Source organism: Frankia sp. Allo2 (assembly GCF_000733325.1).
Lineage (GTDB): Bacteria > Actinomycetota > Actinomycetes > Frankiales > Frankiaceae > Frankia > Frankia casuarinae.
Window position 1 is genome coordinate 194,980 of record NZ_JPHT01000002.1, and the last position, 25,383, is coordinate 220,362.

Genomic DNA, 25,383 nt, shown 5'->3' on the forward strand with positions numbered 1-25,383 from the left:
CCGGCGATGCCCGTCGCCGGACGGGGCGTCCCTTGCGGCCACCCGGCGTGGCCGTGGCGGACACCCCCGTGCCGGGGCACCCCTCTGCGGTGCCCCGGCACGTGCTGTCTGGAAGGCCCGAAAGGTCCACCGCAGGCGGCCCGATGCACAGATGGGCAGGTCGGGTCCGTTCGTGACGTTTTCCGAAGGGGGTTGACGGCCTCTGTGGATCGGAGTTCCATCAAGTTTGCGAACCCTCGTCGGGAGCGGATGCGGTGCGCTACGTCCTCCCTGCGTGGTCCCATCACGCAGGTCCTTGCCAGCGGTGTGCCCTTCGGCTACACTGCTAGTTTGCGCTGCCCTTCTCGTTGTATCGGCCTCGTCGACGTCGTGCCGTTGGTGATGGTCGGCCCTGTTCGGGGGCTGGTATGCACCGCGAGGCGGTTCCGGTTACGTGGTCCGGAGCGGTACTCGCGGTCAGTCCGGGACGATGTGGGGGCGCGCTGGTCGTGCCGGAGTGTGGCACGGCTGTACGGCTGCCACACCGAGGACCCTGAGCGAGACCCTTGCCCATACACCGATCCGTTGTTCTCAGCGGACACTCGTGTCGCCGCGCGCACATGCCGTGGCGAGGCTTCCGCGTGCCCGTTGTCGGCTTGTCGGCCGCACATCCGCTACGCAGGACGCCCGGGGGTCGGCCTCCACGTCCCGCGGCCATCATCTCACCGGTGGGGCACCCCCCGCCGCCGTTCCTGACAACCGTAGCGAGACACTGATCACCTGACCATTCCCCGACGGATACTTGACGTCCGCGACGCCAGCCCGACGATCAGGCCACCGGAAGGACCACCTTGGCCGCCTCGCGCTCTTCCTCCCGCATCTCGTTCGCTAAGATCATCGAGCCCCTCGAGGTCCCGGATCTCCTTGCTCTTCAGACGCAGTCCTTCGATTGGCTGATCGGTAGTGACGCCTGGGCGGAGCGGGTGCAGGAGGCCATCGATTCCGGCCGTGACGACGTTCCGATCACCTCGGGTCTCGAGGAGGTCTTCAAGGAGATCTCCCCGATCGAGGACTTCTCCGGCTCGATGTCACTGTCCTTTCGGGACCACCGGTTCGAACCGCCCAAGTACTCCGTGGAGGAGTGCAAGGACAAGGACATGACCTTCTCGGCCCCGCTGTTCGTCACGGCCGAGTTCACCAACAACAACACCGGCGAGATCAAGAGCCAGACGGTGTTCATGGGTGACTTCCCGCTCATGACCCCGAAGGGCACCTTCGTCATCAACGGCACTGAGCGCGTGGTGGTCAGTCAGCTCGTGCGCTCTCCGGGGGTCTACTTCGAGCGCAGCCTCGACAAGGCTTCCGACAAGGACCTGTACTCCTGCAAGGTGATCCCCTCCCGGGGAGCCTGGCTGGAGTTCGAGATCGACAAGCGCGACACCGTGGGCGTGCGGATCGACCGCAAGCGCCGTCAGTCCGTCACGGTGCTGCTCAAGGCGCTCGGCTGGGACGAGGCCCGCATCCTCGAGCGGTTCGGTGACTTCCCGTCGATGCGGATCACCCTGGAGAAGGACCACACCGCCGGCCAGGACGATGCGCTGCTCGACATCTACCGCAAGCTGCGCCCGGGTGAGCCGCCGACACGGGAGTCGGCGCAGACCCTGCTGGAGAACCTCTTCTTCAACCCGAAGCGTTACGACCTCGCCAAGGTCGGTCGCTACAAGGTCAACAAGAAGCTTTCCCTGGGTGTTGCCCACGACGTCGGTGTCCTCACCGAGAACGACATCGTGCGCACGATCGAGTACGTCGTCAAGCTGCACGCGGGTGCCGACCCGGCCGAGTACGAGGTCGACGACATCGACCACTTCGGCAACCGGCGCATACGCACCGTCGGCGAGCTTATCCAGAACCAGGTCCGCCTCGGCCTGGCCCGGATGGAGCGTGTCGTCCGCGAGCGGATGACGACCCAGGACGTCGAGGCGATCACCCCGCAGACCCTGATCAACATCCGGCCGGTCGTCGCCTCCATCAAGGAGTTCTTCGGCACCAGCCAGCTCTCGCAGTTCATGGACCAGACCAACCCGCTCGCCGGTCTGACCCACAAGCGCCGCCTGAACGCGCTCGGCCCCGGTGGTCTGTCCCGGGAGCGGGCCGGCTTCGAGGTCCGTGACGTGCACCCCAGCCACTACGGCCGGATGTGCCCGATCGAGACGCCGGAAGGCCCGAACATCGGCCTGATCGGCTCGCTGTCGACGTTCGCGCGGGTCAACCCGTTCGGCTTCATCGAGACCCCGTACCGCAAGGTGGAGAACGGCCGGGTCACCGGCCAGATCGACTGGCTGACCGCGGACGAGGAGGACCGGCACGTCAAGGCGCAGGCGAACACCCCGCTGCGGCCCGACGGCTCGTTCGCGGAGGACCGTGTCCTGGTCCGCCGCAAGGGCGGTGAGGTCGAGTTCATCCCGCCGGACGAGGTCGACTACATGGACGTCTCGCCGCGGCAGATGGTGTCCGTGGCGACCGCGATGATCCCGTTCCTCGAGCATGACGACGCCAACCGCGCGCTGATGGGCTCCAACATGCAGCGCCAGTCGGTGCCGCTGCTGCGCTCCGAGGCGCCGCTGGTCGGCACCGGGATGGAGGCCCGCGCGGCCAAGGATGCCGGCGACGTGGTCGTCTGCGCCCAGGCGGGGGTGGTCGAGGATCTCTCGGCCGACTACATCACCGTCATGCACGACGACGGCACCCGGCGCACCTACCGGCTGGCGAAGTTTCGCCGGTCGAACCAGGGCACCTGCATCAACCAGAAGCCGATCGTGAACGAGGGCGACCGGGTCGGGGCCGGCCAGGTCATCGCGGACGGCCCGTGCACCGACAACGGTGAGATGGCGCTCGGCAAGAACCTGCTGGTCGCCTTCATGCCGTGGGAGGGGCACAACTACGAGGATGCGATCATCCTGTCCCAGCGTCTCGTCCAGGACGACGTGCTGTCCTCGATCCACATCGAGGAGCACGAGGTCGACGCCCGCGACACCAAGCTCGGCCCGGAGGAGATCACCCGGGACATCCCGAACGTCGCCGAGGAGGTTCTCGCCGACCTCGACGAGCGGGGGATCATCCGGATCGGCGCCGAGGTCTCGCCCGGCGACGTCCTGGTCGGCAAGGTCACGCCCAAGGGCGAGACCGAGCTGACCCCCGAGGAGCGCCTGTTGCGCGCGATCTTCGGGGAGAAGGCCCGGGAGGTCCGTGACACCTCGCTGAAGGTGCCGCACGGTGAGTCCGGCAAGGTCATCGGCGTGCGGGTGTNCTCCCGCGAGGACGGCGACGAGCTCCCGCCCGGGGTCAACGAGCTGGTCCGGGTCTACGTCGCCCAGAAGCGAAAGATCACCGACGGGGACAAGCTTGCCGGCCGGCACGGCAACAAGGGTGTCATCGCGAAGATCCTCCCGGCCGAGGACATGCCCTTCCTCGAGGACGGGACCCCGGTCGACGTCGTGCTCAACCCGCATGGTGTGCCTCGGCGGATGAACATCGGCCAGATCCTGGAGACCCACCTCGGGTGGGTGGCCAAGACCGGCTGGCAGGTCGACTCCGGCACCGAGGACTGGAAGGAGCGGCTGCGTGGCATCGGCGCGGACGCCGCCTCGGCCGGCACCAATGTGGCGACCCCCGTCTTCGACGGTGCCCGCGAGGAGGAGATCACCGGTCTGCTCGACTCCACCCTGCCCAACCGCGACGGCATCCAGCTGATCGGCTCCTCCGGCAAGGCCAAGCTGTTCGACGGCCGGACCGGTGAGCCGTACCCCTACCCGGTGGCGGTCGGCTACATCTACATCCTCAAGTTGCTGCACCTGGTCGACGACAAGATCCACGCTCGGTCGACCGGTCCCTACTCAATGATCACCCAGCAGCCCCTGGGTGGTAAGGCGCAGTTCGGTGGCCAGCGGTTCGGCGAGATGGAGGTGTGGGCGCTGGAGGCCTACGGCGCCGCCTACGCCCTGCAGGAACTACTGACCATCAAGTCCGACGACGTCGTGGGCCGGGTCAAGGTCTACGAGGCGATCGTCAAGGGCGAGAACATTCCGGAGCCCGGTATCCCGGAGTCGTTCAAGGTGCTCATCAAGGAGATGCAGTCGCTGTGCCTCAACGTCGAGGTGCTCTCCAGCGATGGCGTGCAGATCGAGATGCGTGACACCGACGAGGACGTCTTCCGTGCGGCGGAGGAACTCGGGATCGACCTGTCCCGGCGTGAGCCGAGCAGCGTCGAGGAGGTCTGACGGACGCCGGGGGTCCGACGCACCCGCCCTGATGGGCGGCGAGGCCCCCGGCGGCTCCATCCGACTCCAGCGTCCCGACCGAGAAAGAGAGAGCAGGCGACAGTCTTGCTGGACGTCAACTTCTTCGACGAACTGCGCATCGGTCTCGCCACCGCGGATGACATCCGCCAGTGGTCGCACGGTGAGGTCAAGAAGCCCGAGACGATCAACTACCGCACCCTGAAGCCGGAGAAGGACGGGCTCTTCTGCGAGAAGATCTTCGGTCCGACCCGGGACTGGGAGTGCTACTGCGGCAAGTACAAGCGGGTCCGGTTCAAGGGCATCATCTGTGAGCGCTGCGGCGTCGAGGTGACCCGGGCCAAGGTCCGCCGTGAGCGCATGGGCCACATCGAGCTGGCTGCGCCGGTCACCCACATCTGGTACTTCAAGGGTGTCCCGAGCCGCCTCGGCTACCTGCTGGACCTCGCGCCGAAGGACCTCGAGAAGGTCATCTACTTCGCCGCGTACATGATCACAAAGGTGGACACGGACGCCCGCCACCGCGATCTGCCGACCCTCGAGGCCCGCATCGGCGTCGAGAAGCAGCAGCTCGAGGACAAGAAGAACGCCGACGTGGAAGTCCGGCAGAAGCGGCTCGAGGCCGACCTCGCACAGCTCGAGGCCGAGGGCGCCAAGGGTGACGCGCGACGCAAGGTCCGCGAGTCGGCCGAGCGCGAGATGCGCCAGCTCCGGGACCGGGTGCAGCGTAAGATCGACGATCTCGACCGCGTCTTCGACCGGTTCAAGAACATGAAGGTCCAGGACCTGGAGCCGGACGAGCTGCTTTATCGCGAGCTGCGCGACCGCTTCGGTGCGTACTTCGACGGCGGTATGGGCGCCGAGGCGCTGCAGCGGCGGCTGGCCGACTTCGACCTGGCCGCCGAGGCCGAGTCGCTGCGCGAGACCATCCGCAGCGGCAAGGGGCAGAAGAAGGCCCGCGCGCTCAAGCGGCTCAAGGTCGTCTCCGCGTTCCTGAACACCCGCAACTCCCCGATGGGGATGGTGCTCGACTGCGTCCCGGTGATCCCACCCGATCTGCGCCCGATGGTGCAGCTCGATGGTGGCCGGTTCGCCACCTCGGACCTCAACGACCTGTACCGCCGGGTGATCAACCGGAACAACCGGTTGAAGCGGCTGCTCGACCTCGGCGCGCCCGAGATCATCGTCAACAACGAGAAGCGGATGCTGCAGGAGGCCGTCGACGCGCTGTTCGACAACGGCCGCCGCGGCCGGCCGGTCACCGGCCCGGGTAACCGCCCGCTGAAGTCGCTGTCCGACATGCTCAAGGGCAAGCAGGGCCGGTTCCGCCAGAACCTGCTGGGCAAGCGGGTCGACTACTCCGGCCGTTCGGTCATCGTCGTCGGTCCGCAGCTCAAGCTGCACCAGTGCGGTCTGCCCAAGCAGATGGCGCTGGAGCTGTTCAAGCCGTTCGTGATGAAGCGCCTGGTGGACCTCAACCACGCGCAGAACATCAAGTCGGCGAAGCGGATGGTCGAGCGGGCCCGCCCGGTCGTGTGGGACGTGCTCGAGGAGGTCATCACCGAGCACCCCGTGCTGCTCAACCGGGCGCCGACCCTGCACCGCCTCGGCATCCAGGCCTTCGAACCGCAGCTCGTCGAGGGCAAGGCCATCCAGATCCACCCGCTGGTCTGCACGGCGTTCAACGCCGACTTCGACGGTGACCAGATGGCGGTGCACCTGCCGCTGTCCGCCGAGGCGCAGGCCGAGGCGCGGATCCTGATGCTGTCGAGCAACAACATTCTCTCGCCCGCATCGGGCCGGCCGCTGGCGATGCCGAGCCTCGACATGGTGACCGGGGTGTTCCACCTGTCCCGCCTGGCCGAGGGGGCGCTCGGCGAGGGGCGGTCGTTCTCCAGCGTCGCCGAGGCGCAGATGGCCTTCGACGCCCGGGAGGTCGCCCTTCAGGCGAAGATCAGGGTGCGGTTGCGGGACACCACCCCGCCGTCGGACTGGGTCCCGCCCGCCGACTGGGTCACCGGGGACGTGTTCACCCTGGAGACCACGTTCGGTCGTTGCCTGCTCAACGAGGCGCTGCCGGAGGGCTACCCCTTCATCAACGCCCAGCTGAACAAGAAGGCCCAGGCCGCGATCGTCAACGACCTGGCCGAGCGGTACCCGAAGATCCAGGTAGCGGCGACCCTGGACGCCCTGAAGAGCGCCGGTTTCTACTGGGCCACCCGGTCCGGGGTCACCGTCGCGATCGAGGACGTCGTCGCGCCGCCGAACAAGGCCGAGATCCTCGACGACTACGAGCAGCGTGCCGACCGGGTCCAGAAGCAGTTCGACCGCGGCTTCCTGTCCGACGAGGAGCGCCGCAGCGAGCTGGTCCAGATCTGGACCGAGGCGACCAACAAGATCGCCGAGGCGATGGAGGAGAACTTCCCGGAGACCAACCCGGTCTACGTGCTGGTCAACTCCGGAGCCGCTGGAAACATGATGCAGATCCGGCAGCTCGCCGGCATGCGTGGTCTGGTCTCCAACCCGAAAGGTGAGATCATCCCGCGGCCGATCAAGGCGAACTTCCGCGAGGGCCTGACCGTGCTGGAGTACTTCATCTCCACCCACGGTGCCCGTAAGGGACTCGCCGACACCGCCCTGCGCACCGCGGACTCGGGGTACCTGACCCGGCGGCTCGTCGACGTCAGCCAGGATGTCATCGTCCGCGAGGAGGACTGCGGCACCGAGCGCGGCATCCTCACTCGGATCGCCCGCAAGGGCGCCGACGGGGTGCTGGTCCGGGACCGGTATGCCGAGACCTCGGCGTACGCGCGGACGCTGGCCTCCGACGCGATCGACGCGAACGGCGAGGTCATCGTGCCCGCCGGCACCGACGCCGGGGACGTCGCGATCAGCCAGATCATCGAGGCCGGCATCGAGCAGGTGCGGGTCCGCTCGGCGCTGACCTGCGAGTCCCGGATGGGGGTGTGCGCCCAGTGCTACGGGCGCTCGCTCGCCACCGGCAAGCTGGTTGACGTCGGTGAGGCCGTCGGCATCGTCGCCGCGCAGTCCATCGGTGAGCCCGGCACCCAGCTGACGATGCGTACCTTCCACAGCGGTGGCGTCGCCGGCGACGACATCACCCAGGGTCTGCCGCGTGTCGTCGAGCTGTTCGAGGCGCGCAGCCCGAAGGGCAAGGCCCCCATCACCGAGGTCTCCGGCCGGGTGAAGATCGAGGAGACCGAGAAGACCTTCAAGGTCGTGGTGGTGCCGGACGACGGCAGCGACGAGATCGCCTACCCGGTCTCGCGGCGTTCGCGCCTGCGGGTCCGCGAGGGCGACCACATCGAGGTCGGCAGCCAGATTGTCGACGGTGCCGTCGACCCGCACGAGGTGTTGCGCATCCTCGGGCCGCGCCAGGTCCAGCTCCACCTGGTGGACCAGGTCCAGGAGGTCTACCGGTCGCAGGGTGTGTCGATCCACGACAAGCACATCGAAATCATCATCCGCCAGATGCTCAAGCGGGTGAACGTTCTCGAGTCGGGCGACACCACCCTGCTGCCCGGTGAGCTCTGCGAGCGGGCCCGGTTCGAGGCGGAGAACCGTCGGGTGGTGGAAACCGGTGGCCAGCCGGCCTCGGCCCGCCCGGTCCTCATGGGAATCACCAAGGCGTCGCTGGCGACCGAGTCGTGGCTGTCGGCGGCCTCCTTCCAGGAGACGACTCGGGTGCTCACCGACGCGGCGATCAACGCCCGGTCGGACTCGCTCGTCGGCCTGAAGGAGAACGTCATCATCGGAAAGCTCATCCCGGCCGGCACCGGGATCTCCCGGTACCGCAACATCCGGGTCGAGCCGACCGAGGAGGCACGTGCGGCGATGTACTCCGTCGGTGCCTACGAGGACGGCGGCGTCGAGTACGGTGCGTTCGGCACGGGCTCCGGCCAGGCGGTCCCGCTGGACGAGTTCGACTACCGCAGCTCGGGAGACTTCCGCTGAGCAGGCCGCGCGTAAGCAGGTCGCGAGGCTGACCGAGCGGAGCTGACCAGAGCCCGACCGAAGCCCGATCGATCAGGACCGGCCCGGCGCCCTCACCAGGGTGCCGGGCCGGTTGCGCGTCCAGGTCCGAAGCCCGCTGGTGGGACAGCGCGCAGAGGCGAAAATCGGCAGGACAGGGGCAGGTACATGCGGTGGCGGTGGAAGGTGGCGGCGGCGTGATTCTGACCGGCGACCACGACGACCTGAGTCGGTTGGCCGCGCCTTATCGGACAGTGGTCATCGAAGCGCTCCCCGGCAGTGGACGTGACCGGGGCTGACCGCGAGTGGACCGAGATTCGCCGGGAACGAATGATCTACGAGGATGAGGCCATTCTCGTGCTCGACAAACCCGTCGGCATCTCGGTCATGGGAGAGCGGCACGACACCGATCTCGTCACCCTCGCCGGGGATGACGGCGAGGAGCTGTTCCCGGTGCACCGCATCGACAAGGTCACCTCGGGCCTGGTGCTCTTCGCCCGGCAGTTGCGGTTCCACGGTGATCTCACCCGGCAGTTCCAGCGCCGCACGGTGGACAAGCGCTACCTCGTCCTGACCCGCACCCGCGGACTGCCCGCCTCGGGGACCGTCGACCTGCCGCTGAGTGTGGGGCGCAAGAGTCGGGTCCGGGTGGCGGCGAACCGGGCCGACATCATGGCCGACCTGGCGGAGGTGGCCCCCTTGGCGGAGGTGGCCGACCTGGGGGAGGTGGCCCCCTTGGCGGAGGTGGCCCCCTTGGCGGAGGTGGCCGACCTGGGGGAGGCGGCCCCCTTGGCGGAGGCGGCCCGGGCAGAGGTTGGCCCGACCGGCGCCGGCGCCGGCGCCGGCGTCGGACGCTGGACGGTTCCGCCCGCCGCGGTGTTTCCCCACGTCCGGACATACCCGTCCGTCACGACCTTCATCCGGGTGTGGGAGGGCGGTGAGTACACCCTGCTCGCGGTCACGCCGGTCAGCGGGCGGCGCCACCAGATCCGGGTGCATCTGGCCTGGATCGGGCACCCGATCGAGGGCGATCCGCTGTTCGGCCGCGATGCCACCGCCCGCACCCTGCTGCACTCGTGGCGGCTCGCCTTCGATGCGGCTTGGGCCGGCGGCTCCCNCATCGAGGNCGAGGCGCCCCCCNGAGCCGACTTCTGGGCCCCGGTACGCACGCATCTGCCGGCCGGCCTGGCGGCGACCCTCCTCGGAAACGTGGCGGGTGGGTCAGGAATAGGCGGTTTCGCGTAGCTCGCCGTAGACCCGGACCAGGTCGGGCAGCTGGTAGTGCGCGTTCAGGCCGCTCGGATTGGGCAGGAGCCAGACGCCGGCGGATCCCAGGGTCTCCGCCNGGCGGCCGACCTTCGCGCCGCGGCGTCCGAACCCGATCCGGTAGGCGGCCAAGCCGAGGAAGGCCACCCACCGGGGTGCGACCCGTTCGACGAGTTCGGTGAGCCGGGGCACGCCGGCGCGGACCTCGTCATCGCTGATCTCGTCGGCGCGCGCGGTGGAGCGGTGGACGAGATTGGTGATGCTGATGCCCCGGCGGACCAGTTCGTCGGTCTCGCTGGGATGCAACCGGCGTGGGGTGAAGCCGGCGAGGTGCAGCACCGGCCACAGCCGGTTGCTCGGCGTGCCGAAGTGAAAGCCGGTGGCCCCGGACTCGAGGGACGGGTTGATCCCGCAGAGCAGCACGACGGTGGCCGGGGCGACCAGGTCCGGGACGGTGGTCCCGTAGGCCGCGAGCAGCGCGTCCCGGCTCGGCCGGCGTCGGGTGGGGGCGGCCGCGAATCGTGCGCCGGCTGCGTCAGACATGTCCTCGCGGGCCCTCCGATGCCGGTATCGTGCTGTCCCGTACAGCGTGCCAGTAGGTACAGCGTGCCAGTACGGGGGGCCGTGCTGGTGCCCGCCTGTGCCGCCCGTCGAGTGCGTACGCCCGTCGAGTGCATAGTGCGCGTGGGGTCTGCGTGGGATTTCGCCGGACACCCCCGTTCGACACCTGGCGCGGGCGTGGAGTACTGTTGAGCCCTGTGGTCGGAGTCCACGTGGCTCCGGCGTGCGTCCTGCACTTCGATGTGGCGCCGTGGTGCTCGCTAGGTTGACGTAAAGTCACTGTTCGGGTATCCGTCGGCGACTGTCGAGCTCGGTTCCGCAAAGCGGACGGGCGGGCTGGCGTGCTCCTCACCGGAACTGGATCATCGCATCGAGGTTTCGGTCGAATGGCGCGACACGCCCGACCGCGTGGGTCGGAGAAGCCGCTCGAGGACACTCCGGTGGATCGGGTGCGGACCACAGCAGCAGGTAGGCCGGCGTACCGGTCTGGTTGCCCAAGGCAGTACGACGAGGCGTGACAGGAACGGGAGCGGCGTTGCCCACGATCCAGCAGCTGGTCCGCAAGGGCCGGCAGGACAAGGTCGAGAAGACCAAGACCCCGGCACTCAAGGGAAGCCCTCAGCGTCGTGGTGTGTGCACCCGCGTCTACACGACCACCCCGAAGAAGCCGAACTCGGCCCTGCGCAAGGTGGCCCGGGTCCGGTTGAACAGCGGGATCGAAGTCACCGCCTACATCCCCGGGGTCGGCCACAACCTGCAGGAGCACTCGATCGTCCTGGTTCGCGGTGGCCGAGTGAAGGATCTTCCGGGTGTCCGGTACAAGATCGTCCGAGGCGCTCTCGACACGCAGGGCGTCCGTAACCGTAAGCAGGCTCGTAGCCGCTACGGCGCGAAGAAGGAGAAGGGCTGATGCCGCGCAAGGGGCCTGCGCCCAAGCACACCGTGGTGGTCGACCCGGTGTACGGGTCGCCGCTGGTGACCGCGCTGGTGAACAAGGTGCTGTTGAGCGGTAAGAAGTCGGTCGCGGAGCGCATCGTGTACGGCGCACTCGAGGGTGCGAAGAACAAGACCGGCAACGACCCGGTCGTCACGCTCAAGCGCGCGCTGGACAACGTCAAGCCGACGCTGGAGGTGCGCAGCCGCCGGGTGGGTGGTGCCACCTACCAGGTTCCGGTCGAGGTTCGCGCCGGCCGGAGCACTACCCTCGCGCTGCGCTGGATCGTCGGCTACTCCCGGGCTCGTCGCGAGAAGACGATGACCGAGCGGCTGATGAACGAGCTCATCGACGCAAGCAACGGCCTCGGCGCCAGCGTGAAGCGCCGGGAGGACACCCACAAGATGGCGGAGTCCAACAAGGCCTTCGCCCACTACCGCTGGTGATCCGACATGCCATCTGACGTACGTTCCTTGCTGGCCGNGACCCGCAACATCGGGATCATGGCCCACATCGACGCGGGCAAGACCACCACCACCGAGCGCATCCTCTTCTACACCGGTGTGAACTACAAGATCGGTGAGGTCCACGAGGGCGGCGCCACGATGGACTGGATGGAGCAGGAGCAGGAGCGGGGGATCACCATCACCTCCGCGGCCACCACCTGTCTCTGGCGCGACCACACCATCAACATCATCGATACCCCCGGCCATGTCGACTTCACCGTCGAGGTGGAGCGCTCGCTGCGGGTCCTTGACGGTGCGGTCGCGGTCTTCGACGCGGTCGCCGGAGTCGAGCCGCAGAGCGAGACGGTCTGGAAGCAGGCCGACCGTTACAACGTCCCGCGTATCGCCTTCGTCAACAAGATGGACCGGGTCGGTGCCGAGTTCCACCGCTGCGTGGAGATGATGATCGACCGGCTCGACGCGACGCCGGCCGTGATCCAGCTCCCGTGGGGCGTGGAGGCCGACTTCCGCGGTGTCATCGACCTGGTCCGCATGAAGGGCCTCCTCTGGAAGACCGAGGACAAGGGCGCCTCTTACGAGACCGTCGACATCCCGCGGGATCACCTTGAGGCCGCGCAGGAGTGGCGCGACAAGCTCCTCGAGACCGTCGCTGAGAACGACGACGAGCTCATGGAGCTCTACCTCGAGGGTGAGGAGCCCTCCACGGAGCAGCTCGTCGCAGCCCTGCGCCGCGCGACCCTGGCGAGCAAGGTCAACCCGGTGCTGTGCGGTTCGGCGTTCAAGAACAAGGGCGTCCAGCCCATGCTCGACGCCGTCGTCGACTTCCTGCCGAACCCGCTGGACATCGGCGCCACCGTCGNCCATGCGGTCGGTGACGAGGAGACCGAGGTCCGCCGGGAGCCGAGCGAGGACGAGCCGTTTTCCGCGCTCGCCTTCAAGATCATGAGTGACCCGTACGTGGGTAAGCTGACCTACATCCGGGTGTACTCCGGCAAGCTGACTGGTGGTTCGCCGGTGCTGAACTCGACGAAGGACCGCAAGGAGCGTGTCGGCCGCATCCTGCAGATGCACGCCAACCACCGGGAGGACCGGGAGGGCGTCGGCGCGGGACAGATCGTGGCCGTGGTGGGGCTGAAGAACACCACCACGGGTGACACGCTCTGCGACCCGAACGCCCCGGTGATCCTGGAGTCGATGACGTTCCCGGCGCCGGTCATCCACGTCGCGATCGAGCCGAAGACCAAGGCCGACCAGCAGAAGCTGGGCACCGCCATCCAGCGGCTCGCCGAGGAGGACCCGACCTTCCAGGTCCGCACCGACGAGGAGACCGGTCAGACGATCATCGCCGGCATGGGCGAGCTGCACTTGGATGTGCTGGTCGACCGGATGCGCCGCGAGTTCGGTGTCGAGGCGAACGTCGGCAAGCCGCAGGTGGCCTACCGGGAGACGATCCGCCGCAAGGTGGAGAAGGTCGACTACACCCACAAGAAGCAGACGGGTGGATCCGGCCAGTACGCCCGGGTGATCATCAACCTGGAGCCCTCCGGCGGCGACGGCGGTGGCTACGAGTTCGAGAACAAGGTCACGGGTGGTCGCATCCCCCGGGAGTACATCCCCTCGGTGGATGCGGGCTGCCAGGAGGCCATGGAGTTCGGCGTGCTCGCCGGCTATCCGCTGGTGGACGTCAAGGTCACCCTGCTCGACGGCCAGTTCCATGACGTCGACTCGTCCGAACTCGCATTCAAGATCGCCGGTTCGATGGCGTTCAAGGACGCGGCCCGCAAGGCCGACCCGGTGCTGCTCGAGCCCCTGATGGCCGTCGAGGTCACCACCCCCGAGGACCACATGGGTGACGTGATCGGCGACCTGAACTCCCGCCGTGGGCAGATCCAGGCGATGGAGGAGCGGGGGGGCTCCCGGATCGTACGGGCGCTGGTGCCACTGTCGGAGATGTTCGGCTACGTTGGTGATCTTCGCTCGAAGACCTCCGGCCGGGCGAGCTACTCCATGCAGTTCGACTCCTACGCCGAGGTTCCCGCGAACGTCGCCAAGGAGATCATCGCCAAGGCCCGGGGAGAGTGAGCGCCCTCACGGCGTGAGCAATACCCCTACCTGACTACACAGCACGACACCACCCGTCCTTGGAGGGACACCCGTGGCGAAGCAGAAGTTCGAGCGGACGAAGCCGCACGTCAATATCGGCACCATTGGTCACATCGACCACGGCAAGACGACCCTGACCGCGGCGATCACCAAGGTCCTGCACGACGCCTACCCAGACCTCAACCCCTTCACGCCGTTCGACCAGATCGACAAGGCGCCGGAGGAGAAGGCCCGCGGCATCACGATCTCGATCGCCCACGTCGAGTACCAGACCGACACCCGGCACTATGCGCACGTCGACTGCCCGGGACACGCTGACTACATCAAGAACATGATCACCGGTGCCGCTCAGATGGACGGCGCGATCCTGGTCGTGTCCGCCACCGACGGCCCGATGCCGCAGACGAAGGAGCACGTGCTCCTCGCCCGCCAGGTCGGCGTGCCCTACATTGTCGTCGCCCTGAACAAGGCCGACATGGTCGACGACGAGGAGATCCTCGAGCTCGTCGAGCTGGAGGTCCGGGAGCTGCTGAGCTCGTACGAGTTCCCGGGCGACGACGTTCCGGTCGTCCGGGTCTCCGCGCTCAAGGCGCTGGAGGGCGACAAGGAGTGGGGCGCCAAGCTCCTCGAGCTCATGGCGGCGGTCGACGAGTCGATCCCCGAGCCGCAGCGTGACATCGACCGGCCGTTCCTCATGCCGATCGAGGACGTCTTCACGATCACCGGTCGTGGCACCGTGGTCACCGGTCGCGTCGAGCGCGGAATCGTCAAGGTCAACGAGACCGTGGAGATCGTCGGTATCAAGCCGGAGACCACCTCCACCACCGTGACCGGTGTCGAGATGTTCCGCAAGCTGCTCGACGAGGGGCGTGCCGGCGACAACGTCGGTCTGCTCCTGCGCGGTATCAAGCGGGAGGACGTCGAGCGCGGCCAGGTCATCGTCAAGCCGAAGTCGATCACCCCGCACACGGTGTTCGAGGCTCGCGTCTACATCCTCAACAAGGATGAGGGCGGACGGCACACGCCGTTCTTCAAGAACTACCGCCCGCAGTTTTACTTCCGCACCACCGACGTGACCGGCGTCGTGACCCTCCCCGAGGGCACGGAGATGGTCATGCCGGGGGACAACACCGAGATGACGGTCGAGCTGATCCAGCCGATCGCCATGGAGGAGGGTCTGCGCTTCGCCATCCGCGAGGGTGGCCGGACCGTCGGCGCGGGCCAGGTTACGAAGGTTCTCAAGTAGTAGCCGTGGGCGGTGGGTCCGGGCGTGTGTACGGACCCACCGCCCACTGCGCTGCCTGACCAGGCAAGGCTCTCGCGAGACTCGGCTGCCGAGGACAACCGGCCGCCGGCAAGGGACGCAGCCCGGTCCCGGTCGACACGTCGAGCGGGACCGGCACGAGACAGCGGTACAACCGGCAGGTTCTTTCCGCCGGCGGCGGGGCGCCAGGCTCGCCGCGCGGCCGGCGGTGAGGATCTACGGGCGGTGACCCGGTAGCGATACCGGCCGGACGAGACAGACAGGACAGGCGAAGCCCACCATGGCGGCACAGAAGATCCGCATCCGGCTCAAGGCCTATGACCACGAGGTCATCGACAGCTCGGCGCGGAAGATCGTCGAGACGGTGACGCGGACGGGCGCGCAGGTCGCGGGACCGGTGCCGCTGCCGACGGAGAAGAACATCTACTGCGTCATCCGGTCGCCGCACAAGTACAAGGACAGCCGCGAGCACTTCGAGATGCGGACGCACAAGCGGCTGATCGACATTCTTGACCCGACGCCCAAGACGGTCGACTCGCTTATGCGCCTCGACCTGCCCGCCGGCGTCGATATCGAGATCAAGCTGTAAGAGGGGCCGGCGCAGTCATGCTCATCCGCAACTACAGAGGGCTCCTGGGCACCAAGCTCGGGATGACCCAGGTATGGGACGCGAACAACCGCGTCGTGCCGGTCACCGTCATCAAGGCCGGACCCAACGTCGTCACGCAGGTCAAGACGCCTGACTCGGACGGCTACTCGGCCGTTCAGCTCGGTTACGGCGAGGTCGACCCGCGTAAGATCAACAAACCCGCCCGCGGCCACTTCGCCACCAGCGGGGTGACGCCCCGGCGCCACCTCGTCGAGCTGCGGACCGCCGATGCCGGCAACTACCGGCCCGGCCAGGAGCTGACCGGCGAGGTGTTCTCCGCCGGGACCGTCGTTGACGTCACCGGCACCTCGAAGGGCAAGGGGTTCGCCGGTGTCATGAAGCGTCACGGGTTCAAGGGTCTGGGCGCGGGGCACGGCGTCGAGCGCAAGCACCGCTCGCCGGGGTCGGTCGGCGGCTGCGCCACGCCCGGTCGCGTGTTCAAGGGCCTGCGCATGGCCGGCCGGATGGGTCACGTGCGCACCACGACCTCGGGGCTGACGATCCACGCCGTCGACACCGAGCGTGGCTATCTGCTGGTCAGGGGTGCGGTGCCCGGCCCGGATGGTGGTCTGGTCCTCGTGCGCAGCGCGGCCAAGCGCCCGGCGCCCGAGGCCATCGCCCCGGCGGCCGAGCTGGCCGGTACCGGTGAGGAGGTCTCGGCATGAGCCGGGTGGCCACATCCGACCCGAGCGTCACCGCGCGCACCGTCGCGGTGCACGCGCCGAACGGGGGCGAAGGCGGCAGCGTCGAGCTGCCCGGTGGCGTGTTCGACGTGCCGCTCAACATCCCGCTGATCCACCAGGTCGTGGTGGCGCAGCTCGCGGCGGCCCGCCAGGGCACGCACGACACGAAGACCCGCGGCGAGGTCCGCGGCGGTGGCCGCAAGCCGTATCGGCAGAAGGGCACCGGCCGGGCCCGGCAGGGATCGCTGCGGGCTCCGCAGTTCACCGGCGGTGGCACCGTGCACGGCCCCACACCGCGCAGATACGACCAGCGGACCCCGAAGAAGATGAAGGCCGCCGCGCTGCGCGGCGCGCTGTCCGACCGGGCCCGCAACAACCGGGTGCACGTGGTGTCCTCGCTGGTCTCCGGCGAGACGCCGTCGACGAAGAGCGCGGTCACCGCGCTGCGGACGATCGCCGACACCCGCCGGGTGCTGGTGGTGGCGAGCCGTTCGGACGAGCTGACCTGGAAGAGCCTGCGCAACGTCGCGGCGGTGCACCTGCTCGACCCGGGCCAGCTCAATACCTATGACGTGCTGGTGAGCGACGACGTGGTCTTCATCGAGGATGCGCTGGCCGCGTTCCTTGCTCGTGACACCCGTCCGGCAACCTCCACCGCCGGGACCGAGGCTGCCGCGGGCACCGAAGGTGTGGCCGGGGCGGAGGAGAACAAGTGATTCCCGACCCGCGTGACGTGATCCTGCGGCCGGTCGTCTCCGAGAAGAGCTACGGCCTGCTCGACGAGAACGTCTACACCTTCATCGTGCGTCCGGACGCGAACAAGACCCAGATCAAGCTCGCGGTCCAGCAGATCTTCAATGTGCGGGTCCTGCGGGTGAACACCATCAACCGGCAGGGCAAGCGCAAGCGGACCAAGCACGGCTGGGGACACCGGTCCGCCTCCAAGCGGGCCCTGGTGAGCCTGGCTCCCGGTGACACGATCGAGATCTTCGGAGGCCCCGGTGCCTGAGCGCGTGCGCTCCGCGGCGGCGGTGGGTCCAGGACGGTAGGAAGCCATGGGTATTCGTAGGTACAAGCCGACGACGCCGGGGCGTCGTGGTGCGAGCGTGGCCGACTTCGTCGAGATCACTCGTGACCACCCGGAGAAGTCGCTGGTCCGCCCGCTGCACTCCAAGGGCGGGCGCAACGTCCACGGCCGGATCACCACCCGGCACCAGGGCGGCGGGCACAAGCGGGCGTACCGGGTCATCGACTTCCGGCGGGACAAGGACGGGGTGCCGGCCAAGGTCGCGCACATCGAGTACGACCCCAACCGCACCGCCCGGATCGCGCTGCTGCACTACCTCGACGGCGAGAAGCGCTACATCCTCGCGCCGGTCAAGCTCAGGCAGGGCGACACGGTCAGTTCCGGCGTGGGCGCCGACATCAAGCCCGGCAACGCGCTGCCGCTGCGCAACATCCCGACCGGCACGGTGGTGCACGCCATCGAGCTGCGTCCCGGCGGTGGTGCGAAGATCGCCCGTAGCGCCGGCACGAGTGNGCAGCTCGTCGCGAAGGACGGCCCCTACGCTCAGCTGCGGATGCCCTCCGGTGAGATCCGCAACGTGGATGTGCGCTGCCGCGCGACGGTCGGCGAGGTCGGCAACGCGGAGCAGAGCAACATCAACTGGGGTAAGGCCGGCCGGATGCGCTGGAAGGGTCGCAGACCCACCGTGCGCGGTGTCGCGATGAACCCGGTCGACCACCCGCACGGTGGTGGTGAGGGTAAGACCTCCGGCGGTCGTCACCCCGTCAATCCCAAGGGCCGTCCGGAGGGGCGGACCCGGGCGACCCGCAAGTCGTCCGACGCGCTCATTGTGCGTCGTCGCAAGCAGAACAGGCGGCGGTAATGGTGATCTCCAGGCCCCGGGCCGCGTCGGCCACCAGCGCGCCGCCGACCAGCCGTACCCATCGGATCTGAGCAGGAAGGAGGAGACACAGCCATGCCACGCAGTCTGAAAAAGGGCCCGTTCGTCGACGACCACCTGCTCAAGAAGGTGGATCTGCAGAACTCCAAGGGCACCAAGCACGTCATCAAGACCTGGTCGCGCCGGTCGACCGTGATCCCCGACATGCTGGGGCACACGATCGCCGTGCACGACGGCCGCAAGCACGTCCCGGTCTTCATCACCGAGGGCATGGTCGGGCACAAGCTCGGCGAGTTCGCCCCGACCCGGACCTTCCGTGGCCACGTCAAGGAGGACCGGAGGTCACGCCGTGGCTGACGATCTCGTTGACGGCCTGACCCGGGCCGGTCTTCCCGGGGCGAAGGCCTCGGCCCGCTATGTCCGGGTCTCGCCGACGAAGGCCCGCCGGGTCGTCGACCTGGTGCGCGGGCGCTCGGTCGGCGAGGCGCTGGACATCCTCCGGTTCGCTCCGCAGGCGGCCAGCGAGGACGTGTACAAGGTTGTCGCCAGCGCTGCGGCGAACGCCGAGAACAACCACAGCCTCGATCCGGCCACCCTGTGGGTCGGCGAGGTCTACGTGGACGAGGGGCCGACGCTCAAGCGCATCCGGCCCCGAGCTCAGGGCCGGGCCTACCGGATCCGCAAGCGCACCAGCCACATCACCGTCGTGGTGGAGAGCCGGGAGCCGGTCTCCGCGGCCGGCCGGGGCGCGAAGACGACAAGGAGGGCCCGGTAGTGGGGCAGAAGGTCAACCCGCACGGGTTCCGGCTTGGCATCACCTCGGAGTTCACCTCCCGTTGGTACGCCGACAAGCAGTACAAGGCGTACGTCGGCGAGGACGTGAAGATCCGTAAGATGATGTCGCGGGGCATGGAGCGGGCCGGCATCAGCCGGGTCGACATCGAGCGGACCCAGGGGCGGCTGCGGGTGGACATCCACACCGCGCGCCCGGGCATCGTCATCGGTCGCCGTGGCGCCGAGGCCGACCGCATCCGTGGCGACCTGGAAAAGCTCACCGGCAAGCAGGTGCAGCTCAACATCCTCGAGGTGAAGAACCCCGAGGTCGACGCCCAACTCGTCGCCCAAGGGGTGGCCGAGCAGCTCTCCAGCCGGGTCAGCTTCCGCCGGGCGATGCGCAAGGCCATGCAGACCGCGATGAAGGGCGGCGCGAAGGGGATCCGGGTGCAGTGCTCGGGTCGTCTCGGCGGCGCCGAGATGAGCCGGTCGGAGTTCTACCGCGAGGGTCGGGTGCCGTTGCACACCCTTCGCGCGGACATCGACTACGGCTTCTATGAGGCTCGGACGAACTTCGGCCGCATCGGCGTGAAGGTCTGGATCTACAAGGGCGACATCGTCCAGAGCCGGGCCGAGCGTGAGGCGCAGGAGGCGCTGCAGCGCCAGACCCGCCGGGAGCGCCCGCGCCGCGGGCCGCGTTCCGGCTCGTCCGGCACGACCCAGGGCGGGACCGAAGCGGGCCGGGCGGCGGCCCGCGGCGAGCGCCGGGGCCGTGGTGGTGGCGGCGGGAACGCCCCGGCTGAGACTCCGGCGGGCGAGGCCGCGGCGACCGAGCCGACGGCACCCGTCGCGGAGCCCGCCACCGCGGCGGCGAGTGCGCCGGCCGAGGCGGCGAGTGCGCCGGCCGAGGCGGCCGTGGCGAACACTCCGGAGAAGGCGGAGGAATAGACATGCTGATTCCCCGGAAGGTCGCGCACCGCAAGCAGCACCACCCCGGGCGGACCGGTGCCGCCAAGGGCGGAACCCGGGTCACGTTCGGTGAGTACGGGATCCAGGCCTTGGAGTCGGCCTACGTGACGAACCGGCAGATCGAGTCGGCCCGTATCGCGATGACCCGGCACATCCGTCGTGGTGGAAAGGTCTGGATCAACATCTACCCGGACCGTCCGCTGACCAAGAAGCCGGCCGAGACCCGGATGGGTTCTGGTAAGGGCTCGCCCGAGTGGTGGGTCGCGAACGTCAAGCCGGGCCGGGTCCTGTTCGAGCTGTCCGGGGTCGCGGAGCCGGTGGCCCGCGAGGCGATGCGGCGGGCTATCCACAAGCTGCCGATGAAGTGCCGTTTCGTGGTCCGTGAAGGTGGTGCGTAATGGCTATCGCTACCGCGGACGAGCTGCGGAGCCTGTCGGGCGAGGAGCTCGTCGACAAGCTTCGGGAGGCCAAGGAGGAGCTGTTCAACCTCCGGTTCCAGGCGGCGACCGGGCAGCTGTCGAACAACCGCCGGCTGCAGGCCGTGCGGCGCGACATCGCCCGGATCTACACCGTCATGCGCGAACGGGAGCTGGGTATCACCGACGATCCGGCGGTGGCGGCCGGCGCGGCGGACGATGACGCGACGCAGTCGGAACGGGCGTGAGGACAGTGACAGACGAGACGGCCTCCCAGGAGGCTTCGCAGAGCACGGACGCGGCGGCTCCCGCCCGCGGATTCCGCAAGGTCCGCGAGGGCCTCGTGGTCAGCGACAAGATGACCAAGACCGTCGTGGTCGCGGTCGAGGACCGGGTGCAGCACCCGCTGTACGGCAAGACGATCCGTCGTACCAAGAAGGTCAAGGCGCACGACGAGAGCGGCACCACCGGTGTCGGCGACCGCGTCCTGCTGATGGAAACGCGGCCGTTGTCGGCGACCAAGCGGTGGCGGATCGTTCAGGTCTTGGAGAAGGCGAAGTAGTGAAGTAGTTCTGGCCCGGACGCCGGGGCCGGGCAGGACCGGGTGATCAGTAGTACCGGGTGATCAGGAGCGGAAAGTGATTCAGCAGGAGTCGCGACTTCGGGTCGCCGACAACACCGGAGCGCGGGAGATTCTCTGCATCCGGGTGCTCGGCGGCTCTGGGCGTCGTTACGCGGGGATCGGCGACATCATCGTCGGCACGGTGAAGGACGCCCTGCCCGGCGCCGGCGTGAAGCGCGGCGACGTGGTCAAGGCGGTCGTGGTGCGTACCACCAAGGAGCGCCGGCGGCCGGACGGCTCCTACATCCGCTTCGACGAGAACGCGGCGGTGCTCATCCGGGACGGTGGTGACCCTCGGGGCACCCGCATCTTCGGGCCGGTCGGCCGGGAGCTGCGTGACAAGAAGTTCATGAAGATCATCTCGCTGGCGCCGGAGGTGCTGTGACCGTGGCCACTTTGAAGATCAAGAAAGGCGACACGGTCCAGATCATCACCGGCAAGGACCGTGGGCTCAAGGGTAAGGTCATCCGCGCCTATCCGGAGCAGAACAAGGTCCTCGTCGAGGGCGCGAACCGGATCACCCGGCACACCCGCGTCCAGCAGGGCACACGCGGCTCGCAGTCCGGGGGCATCATCACCCAGGAGGCGCCGATCCACGTGAGCAACGTGATGATCGTCGACCCGTCTGACGGGAAGCCGACCCGGATCGGTTACCGCATCAACGACGACGGCACCAAGGTGCGTGTCTCGCGGCGCACCGGTACCGAGCTGTAGGCCGAGCGAGCAGTCGAGCAGTTGGGAAACGAGATTAGACCATGACTGTGACCACCGAGGGCCGGACCATCGAAGGCCGGCCTATTGGCGCTCGCCCGGTCCCACGGCTCAAGCAGCGGTACCGCGACGAGATCGCCCCGGCGCTGCGGGAGCAGTTCTCCTACCGCAACGTCATGCAGATCCCCGGCGTCGTCAAGGTCGTCGTCAACATGGGGGTCGGAGACGCCGCCCGGGACGCGAAGCTGATCGATGGCGCTGTGCGGGATCTTGCGGCCATCACCGGCCAGAAGCCCGCGGTCCGGCGCGCGAAGAAGTCCATCGCCCAGTTCAAGCTGCGCGAAGGGATGCCGATCGGCGCCAAGGTGACGTTGCGTGGTGACCGGATGTGGGAGTTCCTCGACCGCCTCGTCACCATCGCGCTGCCGCGTATCCGTGACTTCCGCGGGCTGTCGCCGAAGCAGTTCGACGGTGCCGGCAACTACACCTTCGGGGTGACCGAGCAGTCGATCTTCCACGAGATCGACATCGACCGGATCGATCGGGTTCGGGGCATGGACATCACGGTCGTCACCACCGCGACCACCGACGACGAGGGCCGGGCGCTCCTGCGGGCGCTGGGCTTCCCCTTCCGGGAGAACTAGAGAGATGGCCAAGAAAGCACTGATCGAGAAGTCGAACCGTAAGCCGAAGTACGCGGTCCGGGGTTACACCCGATGCCAGCGCNGCGGCCGCTCCCGCTCGGTGTACCGGGGCTTCGGGCTCTGCCGGGTATGCCTGCGGCAGATGGCGCACCGCGGCGAGCTGCCCGGCGTCACCAAGAGCTCCTGGTAGGCCGGTACCGCGCCCCGGACCGGGGCCGGAACGGCGGCACCGGCAGCACGGTTCCACCGCACCACCACCGCACCTCCACCCGATCGCGGTAGGCCCGGCGGCCGAGGACGACCTCGGCACTGGCGGGAANCGCCGTGAGAAAGGCGTCAAGCCATGACGATGACCGATCCGATTGCGGACATGCTCACGCGTGTCCGTAACGCCAGCCGGGCGTACCACGACCGCGTGGTGATGCCCCACAGCAAGATCAAGACGCACATCGCCGAGATCCTCCAGCAGGAGGGATACATCTCCGGCTGGCACGTCGAGGACGCGACCTCGGCTGGCGGCGTCGGCCACACCCTGGTCNTCGATCTGAAGTACGGCCCCAACCGGGAACGCTCGATCGCCGGGATCAAGCGCATCAGCAAGCCGGGTCTGCGGGTCTATGCCAAGGCGACGAACCTCCCGAAGGTCCTCGGGGGCCTGGGCGTCGCCATCATCTCCACCTCGTCGGGTTTGCTGACCGACAAGCAGGCGGGCAAGCGGGGCGTGGGCGGGGAAGTCCTCGCCTACATCTGGTAAGGAGGGCGAGCGATGTCACGGATCGGGCGCCTGCCCATTCCCGTCCCCAGCGGTGTCGATATCACCGTCGAGGGAGCCACCATCACCGTCAAGGGGCCCAAAGGGACCCTGAGCCACGTCGTGGCCGAGCCGATCGTGGTGAACACGGAGGACGGTCGGCTCCTCGTGACCCGGCCCGACGATGAGCGTCGCTCCCGGTCGCTGCACGGCCTGACTCGCACCCTGGTCTCCAACATGGTCACCGGCGTCACCGCCGGATACTCGAAGACCCTGGAGATCGTCGGCGTCGGTTACCGTGTCCAGGCCAAGGGCTCCGACCTGGAGTTCGCCCTCGGGTACAGCCACCCGGTGCCGGTCAAGGCCCCGGAGGGCATCCGCTTCGAGGTGCAGACCCCGACCCGCTTCGTGGTCCACGGGATCGACAAGCAGCTGGTCGGTGAGGTCTCCGCGAAGATCCGCGGGCTGCGCAAGCCTGACCCGTACAAGGGCAAGGGCGTGCGCTACCAGGGCGAGGTCGTCCGCCGCAAGGTCGGGAAGACCGGGAAGTAGGAGATAGATCATGGCAGTGAGCCTCGGCGCCAGCTCGCGTCGACGGACCGCGAAGCTCCGTCGGCACGTCCGGGTGCGCAAGAAGGTGGCGGGCACCCCGTCTCGCCCACGGCTCGTCGTCACCCGGTCCTCGCGGCACATCTACGCCCAGGTCATCGACGACGTCGCCGGCCACACGCTGGCGTCGGCGTCCACCCTGGACGTGTCGCTGCGCGGCGGCGAGGGGGACAAGACCGAGCAGGCCCGCAAGGTCGGCGCCCTGGTCGCCGAGCGCGCGAAGGCGGCCGGGATCGCCGCGGTCGTGNTTGACCGCGGCGGGCGGACCTACTCCGGCCGCATCGCCGCGCTCGCGGACGCGGCGCGGGGGAACGGGCTGGACTTCTGATGACTNCCCCCAGCNTTTACAGTCAGTCCAGCNTTTACCGCCAGTACAGCCAGAACAGGGAGATGTTGTAGATGCCAGGCCAGCAGCGCCGCGGCGGCGGCTCCGGCGGCTCGGACCGTCGGGAACGCCGGGACCGGTCGGGCAGCGGCCCGGCGCAGGAGAAGAACGCCTACGTCGAGCGGGTTGTCGCGATCAACCGCGTGGCGAAGGTTGTCAAGGGCGGACGCCGGTTCAGCTTCACGGCGCTCGTTGTGGTCGGTGACGCGGACGGGACCGTGGGCGTCGGCTATGGCAAGGCCAAGGAGGTTCCGGCCGCCATCGCCAAGGGCGTCGAAGAAGCCAAGAAGCACTTCTTCAAGGTGCCCCGGATCGGTTCGACGATTCCGCACCCGGTGCAGGGCGAGGAGGCGGCCGGCGTCGTGCTGCTCAAGCCCGCCTCGCCCGGTACCGGGGTCATCGCCGGTGGTCCGGTCCGTNCCGTGCTGGAGTGCGCCGGTGTGCACGACGTGCTCTCGAAGTCGCTCGGCTCATCGAATCCGATCAACATCGTGCACGCGACGGTCGCCGCTCTGCGTGGCCTGATGCGTCCCGAGGAGATTGCCGCCCGTCGCGGCCTGCCGCTGGAGGATGTCGCTCCGCCGGCCATGCTGCGCGCCCGTGCGGCGGGNGCCAGCGTCTGATGGCCAAGCTGCGCATCACGCAGATCCGGTCGGGGATCGGTGGTACCTCGAACCAGCGGGCCACGCTGCGTACCCTTGGTCTGCGGAAGATCAACGCGACGACCGTCCGTGATGATCGTCCCGAGATTCGCGGGATGATTAGAACTGTGACCCATCTTGTCCGGGTCGAGGAGGTGGACTCCTAGCCATGGCCGAACTGACGAAGACCGACGCCGGTGACGACACCGGCGCCACCGGCGTGGGCACCGAGGCCGGCTCGGCGCCGGTCGTCCGTGGCCGCGGNCTGAAGGNGCACCACCTCCGGCCAGCCCCCGGCGCCCATAAGTCCAAGATCCGCGTCGGTCGCGGTGAGGGTTCCAAGGGCAAGACCGCCGGACGGGGCACCAAGGGCTCGAAGGCCCGCAAGCAGGTGCCCGCCCGGTTCGAGGGTGGCCAGATGCCCCTGCACATGCGCCTGCCCAAGCTGAAGGGCTTCCGCAACCGGTTCCGCGTCGAGTACCAGGTCGTGAACGTCGCCACCCTCGCGGAACTGTTCCCGCAGGGTGGTGAGGTCACCAAGGCCGACCTCGCGGCCAGGGGCGCGGTGCGGGGCAAGTCGCCGGTGAAGGTGCTGGGCAACGGTGACATCAACGTCGCGCTGCACGTGAGCGCGGACGCGTTTTCGGCCTCCGCGAAGGAGAAGATCGCCGCTGCCGGCGGGAGCGTCACACAGAGCTGAGAGCATGGGTGGGGGTGTGGGCCATGTCACCCCGCTCCCACCCCGGCCCCGCCCGTCCGG

General features: G+C 68.4%; 29 protein-coding genes. 28 read left to right on the plus strand and 1 reads right to left on the minus strand.

Going from position 1 to position 25,383, the window contains the following annotated elements:
* Positions 1–830: 830 nt before the first annotated feature.
* The 3 genes from rpoB to ALLO2_RS03170 all read left to right on the plus strand — a co-directional run bounded on the left by rpoB (position 831) and on the right by ALLO2_RS03170 (position 9,512).
* Positions 831–4,256: a DNA-directed RNA polymerase subunit beta gene (gene rpoB / locus ALLO2_RS03160; protein ID WP_035729553.1), complete on the plus strand. Its 3,426-nt coding sequence runs from the start codon at positions 831–833 to the stop codon at positions 4,254–4,256.
* Positions 4,257–4,361: 105 nt separating this feature from the next.
* Positions 4,362–8,249: a DNA-directed RNA polymerase subunit beta' gene (locus ALLO2_RS03165; RefSeq protein WP_011435033.1), complete on the plus strand. Its 3,888-nt coding sequence runs from the start codon at positions 4,362–4,364 to the stop codon at positions 8,247–8,249.
* Positions 8,250–8,597: 348 nt separating this feature from the next.
* Entirely contained in the window at positions 8,598–9,512 is a 915-nt protein-coding gene (locus ALLO2_RS03170; protein WP_051874834.1) for an RluA family pseudouridine synthase, read from the plus strand.
* On the opposite strand, the gene mug is transcribed toward ALLO2_RS03170, so the two are convergent.
* On the minus strand, positions 9,489–10,076 hold the full coding sequence (gene mug / locus ALLO2_RS03175; protein ID WP_035729555.1) for a G/U mismatch-specific DNA glycosylase: 588 nt from the start codon (positions 10,074–10,076) through the stop codon (positions 9,489–9,491). The genes ALLO2_RS03170 and mug overlap by 24 nt on opposite strands.
* Positions 10,077–10,629: 553 nt before the next feature.
* On the opposite strand from mug, the gene rpsL reads away from it, so the two are divergent.
* The 25 genes from rpsL to rplO all read left to right on the plus strand — a co-directional run bounded on the left by rpsL (position 10,630) and on the right by rplO (position 25,323).
* The gene (rpsL, locus tag ALLO2_RS03180) at positions 10,630–11,004 is read left to right on the plus strand and encodes a 30S ribosomal protein S12 (RefSeq protein WP_009740532.1); all 375 of its coding nucleotides are present in this window, start codon (positions 10,630–10,632) and stop codon (positions 11,002–11,004) included.
* Complete coding sequence (rpsG, locus tag ALLO2_RS03185; RefSeq protein ID WP_011435036.1) at positions 11,004–11,474, plus strand: 30S ribosomal protein S7; 471 nt, start codon at positions 11,004–11,006, stop codon at positions 11,472–11,474. The genes rpsL and rpsG overlap by 1 nt, the downstream gene beginning before the upstream one ends.
* Positions 11,475–11,480: 6 nt before the next feature.
* Positions 11,481–13,577 (plus strand): elongation factor G, encoded by a 2,097-nt coding sequence (gene fusA / locus ALLO2_RS03190; RefSeq protein ID WP_035729560.1) that lies wholly within the window; start codon positions 11,481–11,483, stop codon positions 13,575–13,577.
* Between the two features lie 73 nt (positions 13,578–13,650).
* The gene (gene tuf, locus ALLO2_RS03195) at positions 13,651–14,844 is read left to right on the plus strand and encodes an elongation factor Tu (RefSeq protein ID WP_011435038.1); all 1,194 of its coding nucleotides are present in this window, start codon (positions 13,651–13,653) and stop codon (positions 14,842–14,844) included.
* A 298-nt stretch (positions 14,845–15,142) separates the two neighbouring features.
* Positions 15,143–15,451, plus strand: coding sequence for a 30S ribosomal protein S10 (rpsJ, locus tag ALLO2_RS03200; protein WP_007514815.1), 309 nt, complete (start codon positions 15,143–15,145; stop codon positions 15,449–15,451).
* A 17-nt stretch (positions 15,452–15,468) separates the two neighbouring features.
* Positions 15,469–16,176 carry a 50S ribosomal protein L3 gene (gene rplC / locus ALLO2_RS03205; protein ID WP_011435039.1) on the plus strand — a complete coding sequence of 236 codons (708 nt, stop codon included), beginning with the start codon at positions 15,469–15,471 and terminating at the stop codon, positions 16,174–16,176.
* The gene (gene rplD / locus ALLO2_RS03210) at positions 16,173–16,910 is read left to right on the plus strand and encodes a 50S ribosomal protein L4 (RefSeq protein ID WP_011435040.1); all 738 of its coding nucleotides are present in this window, start codon (positions 16,173–16,175) and stop codon (positions 16,908–16,910) included. The genes rplC and rplD overlap by 4 nt, the downstream gene beginning before the upstream one ends.
* Entirely contained in the window at positions 16,907–17,203 is a 297-nt protein-coding gene (rplW, locus tag ALLO2_RS03215; RefSeq protein WP_011435041.1) for a 50S ribosomal protein L23, read from the plus strand. The genes rplD and rplW overlap by 4 nt, the downstream gene beginning before the upstream one ends.
* A 46-nt stretch (positions 17,204–17,249) precedes the next feature.
* Positions 17,250–18,083 (plus strand): 50S ribosomal protein L2, encoded by an 834-nt coding sequence (gene rplB / locus ALLO2_RS03220; protein ID WP_035729564.1) that lies wholly within the window; start codon positions 17,250–17,252, stop codon positions 18,081–18,083.
* A 93-nt stretch (positions 18,084–18,176) separates the two neighbouring features.
* Positions 18,177–18,458: a 30S ribosomal protein S19 gene (rpsS, locus tag ALLO2_RS03225; RefSeq protein WP_011435043.1), complete on the plus strand. Its 282-nt coding sequence runs from the start codon at positions 18,177–18,179 to the stop codon at positions 18,456–18,458.
* Positions 18,451–18,876, plus strand: coding sequence for a 50S ribosomal protein L22 (gene rplV / locus ALLO2_RS03230; RefSeq protein WP_011435044.1), 426 nt, complete (start codon positions 18,451–18,453; stop codon positions 18,874–18,876). The genes rpsS and rplV overlap by 8 nt, the downstream gene beginning before the upstream one ends.
* Positions 18,876–19,823: a 30S ribosomal protein S3 gene (gene rpsC / locus ALLO2_RS03235; protein WP_011435045.1), complete on the plus strand. Its 948-nt coding sequence runs from the start codon at positions 18,876–18,878 to the stop codon at positions 19,821–19,823. The genes rplV and rpsC overlap by 1 nt, the downstream gene beginning before the upstream one ends.
* A gap of 2 nt (positions 19,824–19,825) precedes the next feature.
* Complete coding sequence (rplP, locus tag ALLO2_RS03240) at positions 19,826–20,242, plus strand: 50S ribosomal protein L16 (RefSeq protein ID WP_009740521.1); 417 nt, start codon at positions 19,826–19,828, stop codon at positions 20,240–20,242.
* Positions 20,242–20,508: a 50S ribosomal protein L29 gene (gene rpmC, locus ALLO2_RS03245; protein ID WP_011435046.1), complete on the plus strand. Its 267-nt coding sequence runs from the start codon at positions 20,242–20,244 to the stop codon at positions 20,506–20,508. The genes rplP and rpmC overlap by 1 nt, the downstream gene beginning before the upstream one ends.
* A gap of 5 nt (positions 20,509–20,513) precedes the next feature.
* Positions 20,514–20,822 carry a 30S ribosomal protein S17 gene (gene rpsQ, locus ALLO2_RS03250; RefSeq protein ID WP_011435047.1) on the plus strand — a complete coding sequence of 103 codons (309 nt, stop codon included), beginning with the start codon at positions 20,514–20,516 and terminating at the stop codon, positions 20,820–20,822.
* A gap of 76 nt (positions 20,823–20,898) precedes the next feature.
* Positions 20,899–21,267: a 50S ribosomal protein L14 gene (rplN, locus tag ALLO2_RS03255; protein ID WP_009740518.1), complete on the plus strand. Its 369-nt coding sequence runs from the start codon at positions 20,899–20,901 to the stop codon at positions 21,265–21,267.
* 2 nt (positions 21,268–21,269) lie between these two features.
* Entirely contained in the window at positions 21,270–21,596 is a 327-nt protein-coding gene (gene rplX / locus ALLO2_RS03260; protein ID WP_011435048.1) for a 50S ribosomal protein L24, read from the plus strand.
* A gap of 41 nt (positions 21,597–21,637) precedes the next feature.
* Positions 21,638–22,237, plus strand: coding sequence for a 50S ribosomal protein L5 (rplE, locus tag ALLO2_RS03265; RefSeq protein ID WP_011435049.1), 600 nt, complete (start codon positions 21,638–21,640; stop codon positions 22,235–22,237).
* 4 nt (positions 22,238–22,241) lie between these two features.
* The gene (locus ALLO2_RS03270; protein ID WP_035729567.1) at positions 22,242–22,427 is read left to right on the plus strand and encodes a type Z 30S ribosomal protein S14; all 186 of its coding nucleotides are present in this window, start codon (positions 22,242–22,244) and stop codon (positions 22,425–22,427) included.
* A gap of 153 nt (positions 22,428–22,580) precedes the next feature.
* Positions 22,581–22,991, plus strand: a complete 411-nt coding sequence (gene rpsH / locus ALLO2_RS03275) for a 30S ribosomal protein S8 (protein ID WP_035729570.1) — start codon at positions 22,581–22,583, stop codon at positions 22,989–22,991.
* A 12-nt stretch (positions 22,992–23,003) separates the two neighbouring features.
* Positions 23,004–23,540, plus strand: coding sequence for a 50S ribosomal protein L6 (rplF, locus tag ALLO2_RS03280; protein WP_011435052.1), 537 nt, complete (start codon positions 23,004–23,006; stop codon positions 23,538–23,540).
* Between the two features lie 10 nt (positions 23,541–23,550).
* Positions 23,551–23,925: a 50S ribosomal protein L18 gene (gene rplR / locus ALLO2_RS03285; RefSeq protein ID WP_035729573.1), complete on the plus strand. Its 375-nt coding sequence runs from the start codon at positions 23,551–23,553 to the stop codon at positions 23,923–23,925.
* Positions 23,926–23,996: 71 nt separating this feature from the next.
* Positions 23,997–24,605 (plus strand): 30S ribosomal protein S5, encoded by a 609-nt coding sequence (rpsE, locus tag ALLO2_RS03290; RefSeq protein WP_035729576.1) that lies wholly within the window; start codon positions 23,997–23,999, stop codon positions 24,603–24,605.
* A complete protein-coding gene (rpmD, locus tag ALLO2_RS03295) occupies positions 24,605–24,790 on the plus strand; it encodes a 50S ribosomal protein L30 (protein WP_011435055.1) in 186 nt (61 codons plus the stop codon). The genes rpsE and rpmD overlap by 1 nt, the downstream gene beginning before the upstream one ends.
* A 2-nt stretch (positions 24,791–24,792) precedes the next feature.
* Positions 24,793–25,323: a 50S ribosomal protein L15 gene (gene rplO, locus ALLO2_RS03300; RefSeq protein ID WP_232234852.1), complete on the plus strand. Its 531-nt coding sequence runs from the start codon at positions 24,793–24,795 to the stop codon at positions 25,321–25,323.
* Positions 25,324–25,383 lie beyond the last annotated feature (60 nt).

Bases quoted from the DNA above. Each gene is read 5' to 3' on its own strand.
- rpsG (WP_011435036.1), top strand. From the start codon at position 11,004: ATGCCGCGCAAGGGGCCTGCGCCCAAGCACACCGTGGTGGTCGACCCG.
- rpsJ (WP_007514815.1), top strand. From the start codon at position 15,143: ATGGCGGCACAGAAGATCCGCATCCGGCTCAAGGCCTATGACCACGAG.
- rplC (WP_011435039.1), top strand. From the start codon at position 15,469: ATGCTCATCCGCAACTACAGAGGGCTCCTGGGCACCAAGCTCGGGATG.
- rplD (WP_011435040.1), top strand. From the start codon at position 16,173: ATGAGCCGGGTGGCCACATCCGACCCGAGCGTCACCGCGCGCACCGTC.
- rpsS (WP_011435043.1), top strand. From the start codon at position 18,177: ATGCCACGCAGTCTGAAAAAGGGCCCGTTCGTCGACGACCACCTGCTC.
- rplP (WP_009740521.1), top strand. From the start codon at position 19,826: ATGCTGATTCCCCGGAAGGTCGCGCACCGCAAGCAGCACCACCCCGGG.
- rpmC (WP_011435046.1), top strand. From the start codon at position 20,242: ATGGCTATCGCTACCGCGGACGAGCTGCGGAGCCTGTCGGGCGAGGAG.
- rplE (WP_011435049.1), top strand. From the start codon at position 21,638: ATGACTGTGACCACCGAGGGCCGGACCATCGAAGGCCGGCCTATTGGC.
- rplF (WP_011435052.1), top strand. From the start codon at position 23,004: ATGTCACGGATCGGGCGCCTGCCCATTCCCGTCCCCAGCGGTGTCGAT.
- rpmD (WP_011435055.1), top strand. From the start codon at position 24,605: ATGGCCAAGCTGCGCATCACGCAGATCCGGTCGGGGATCGGTGGTACC.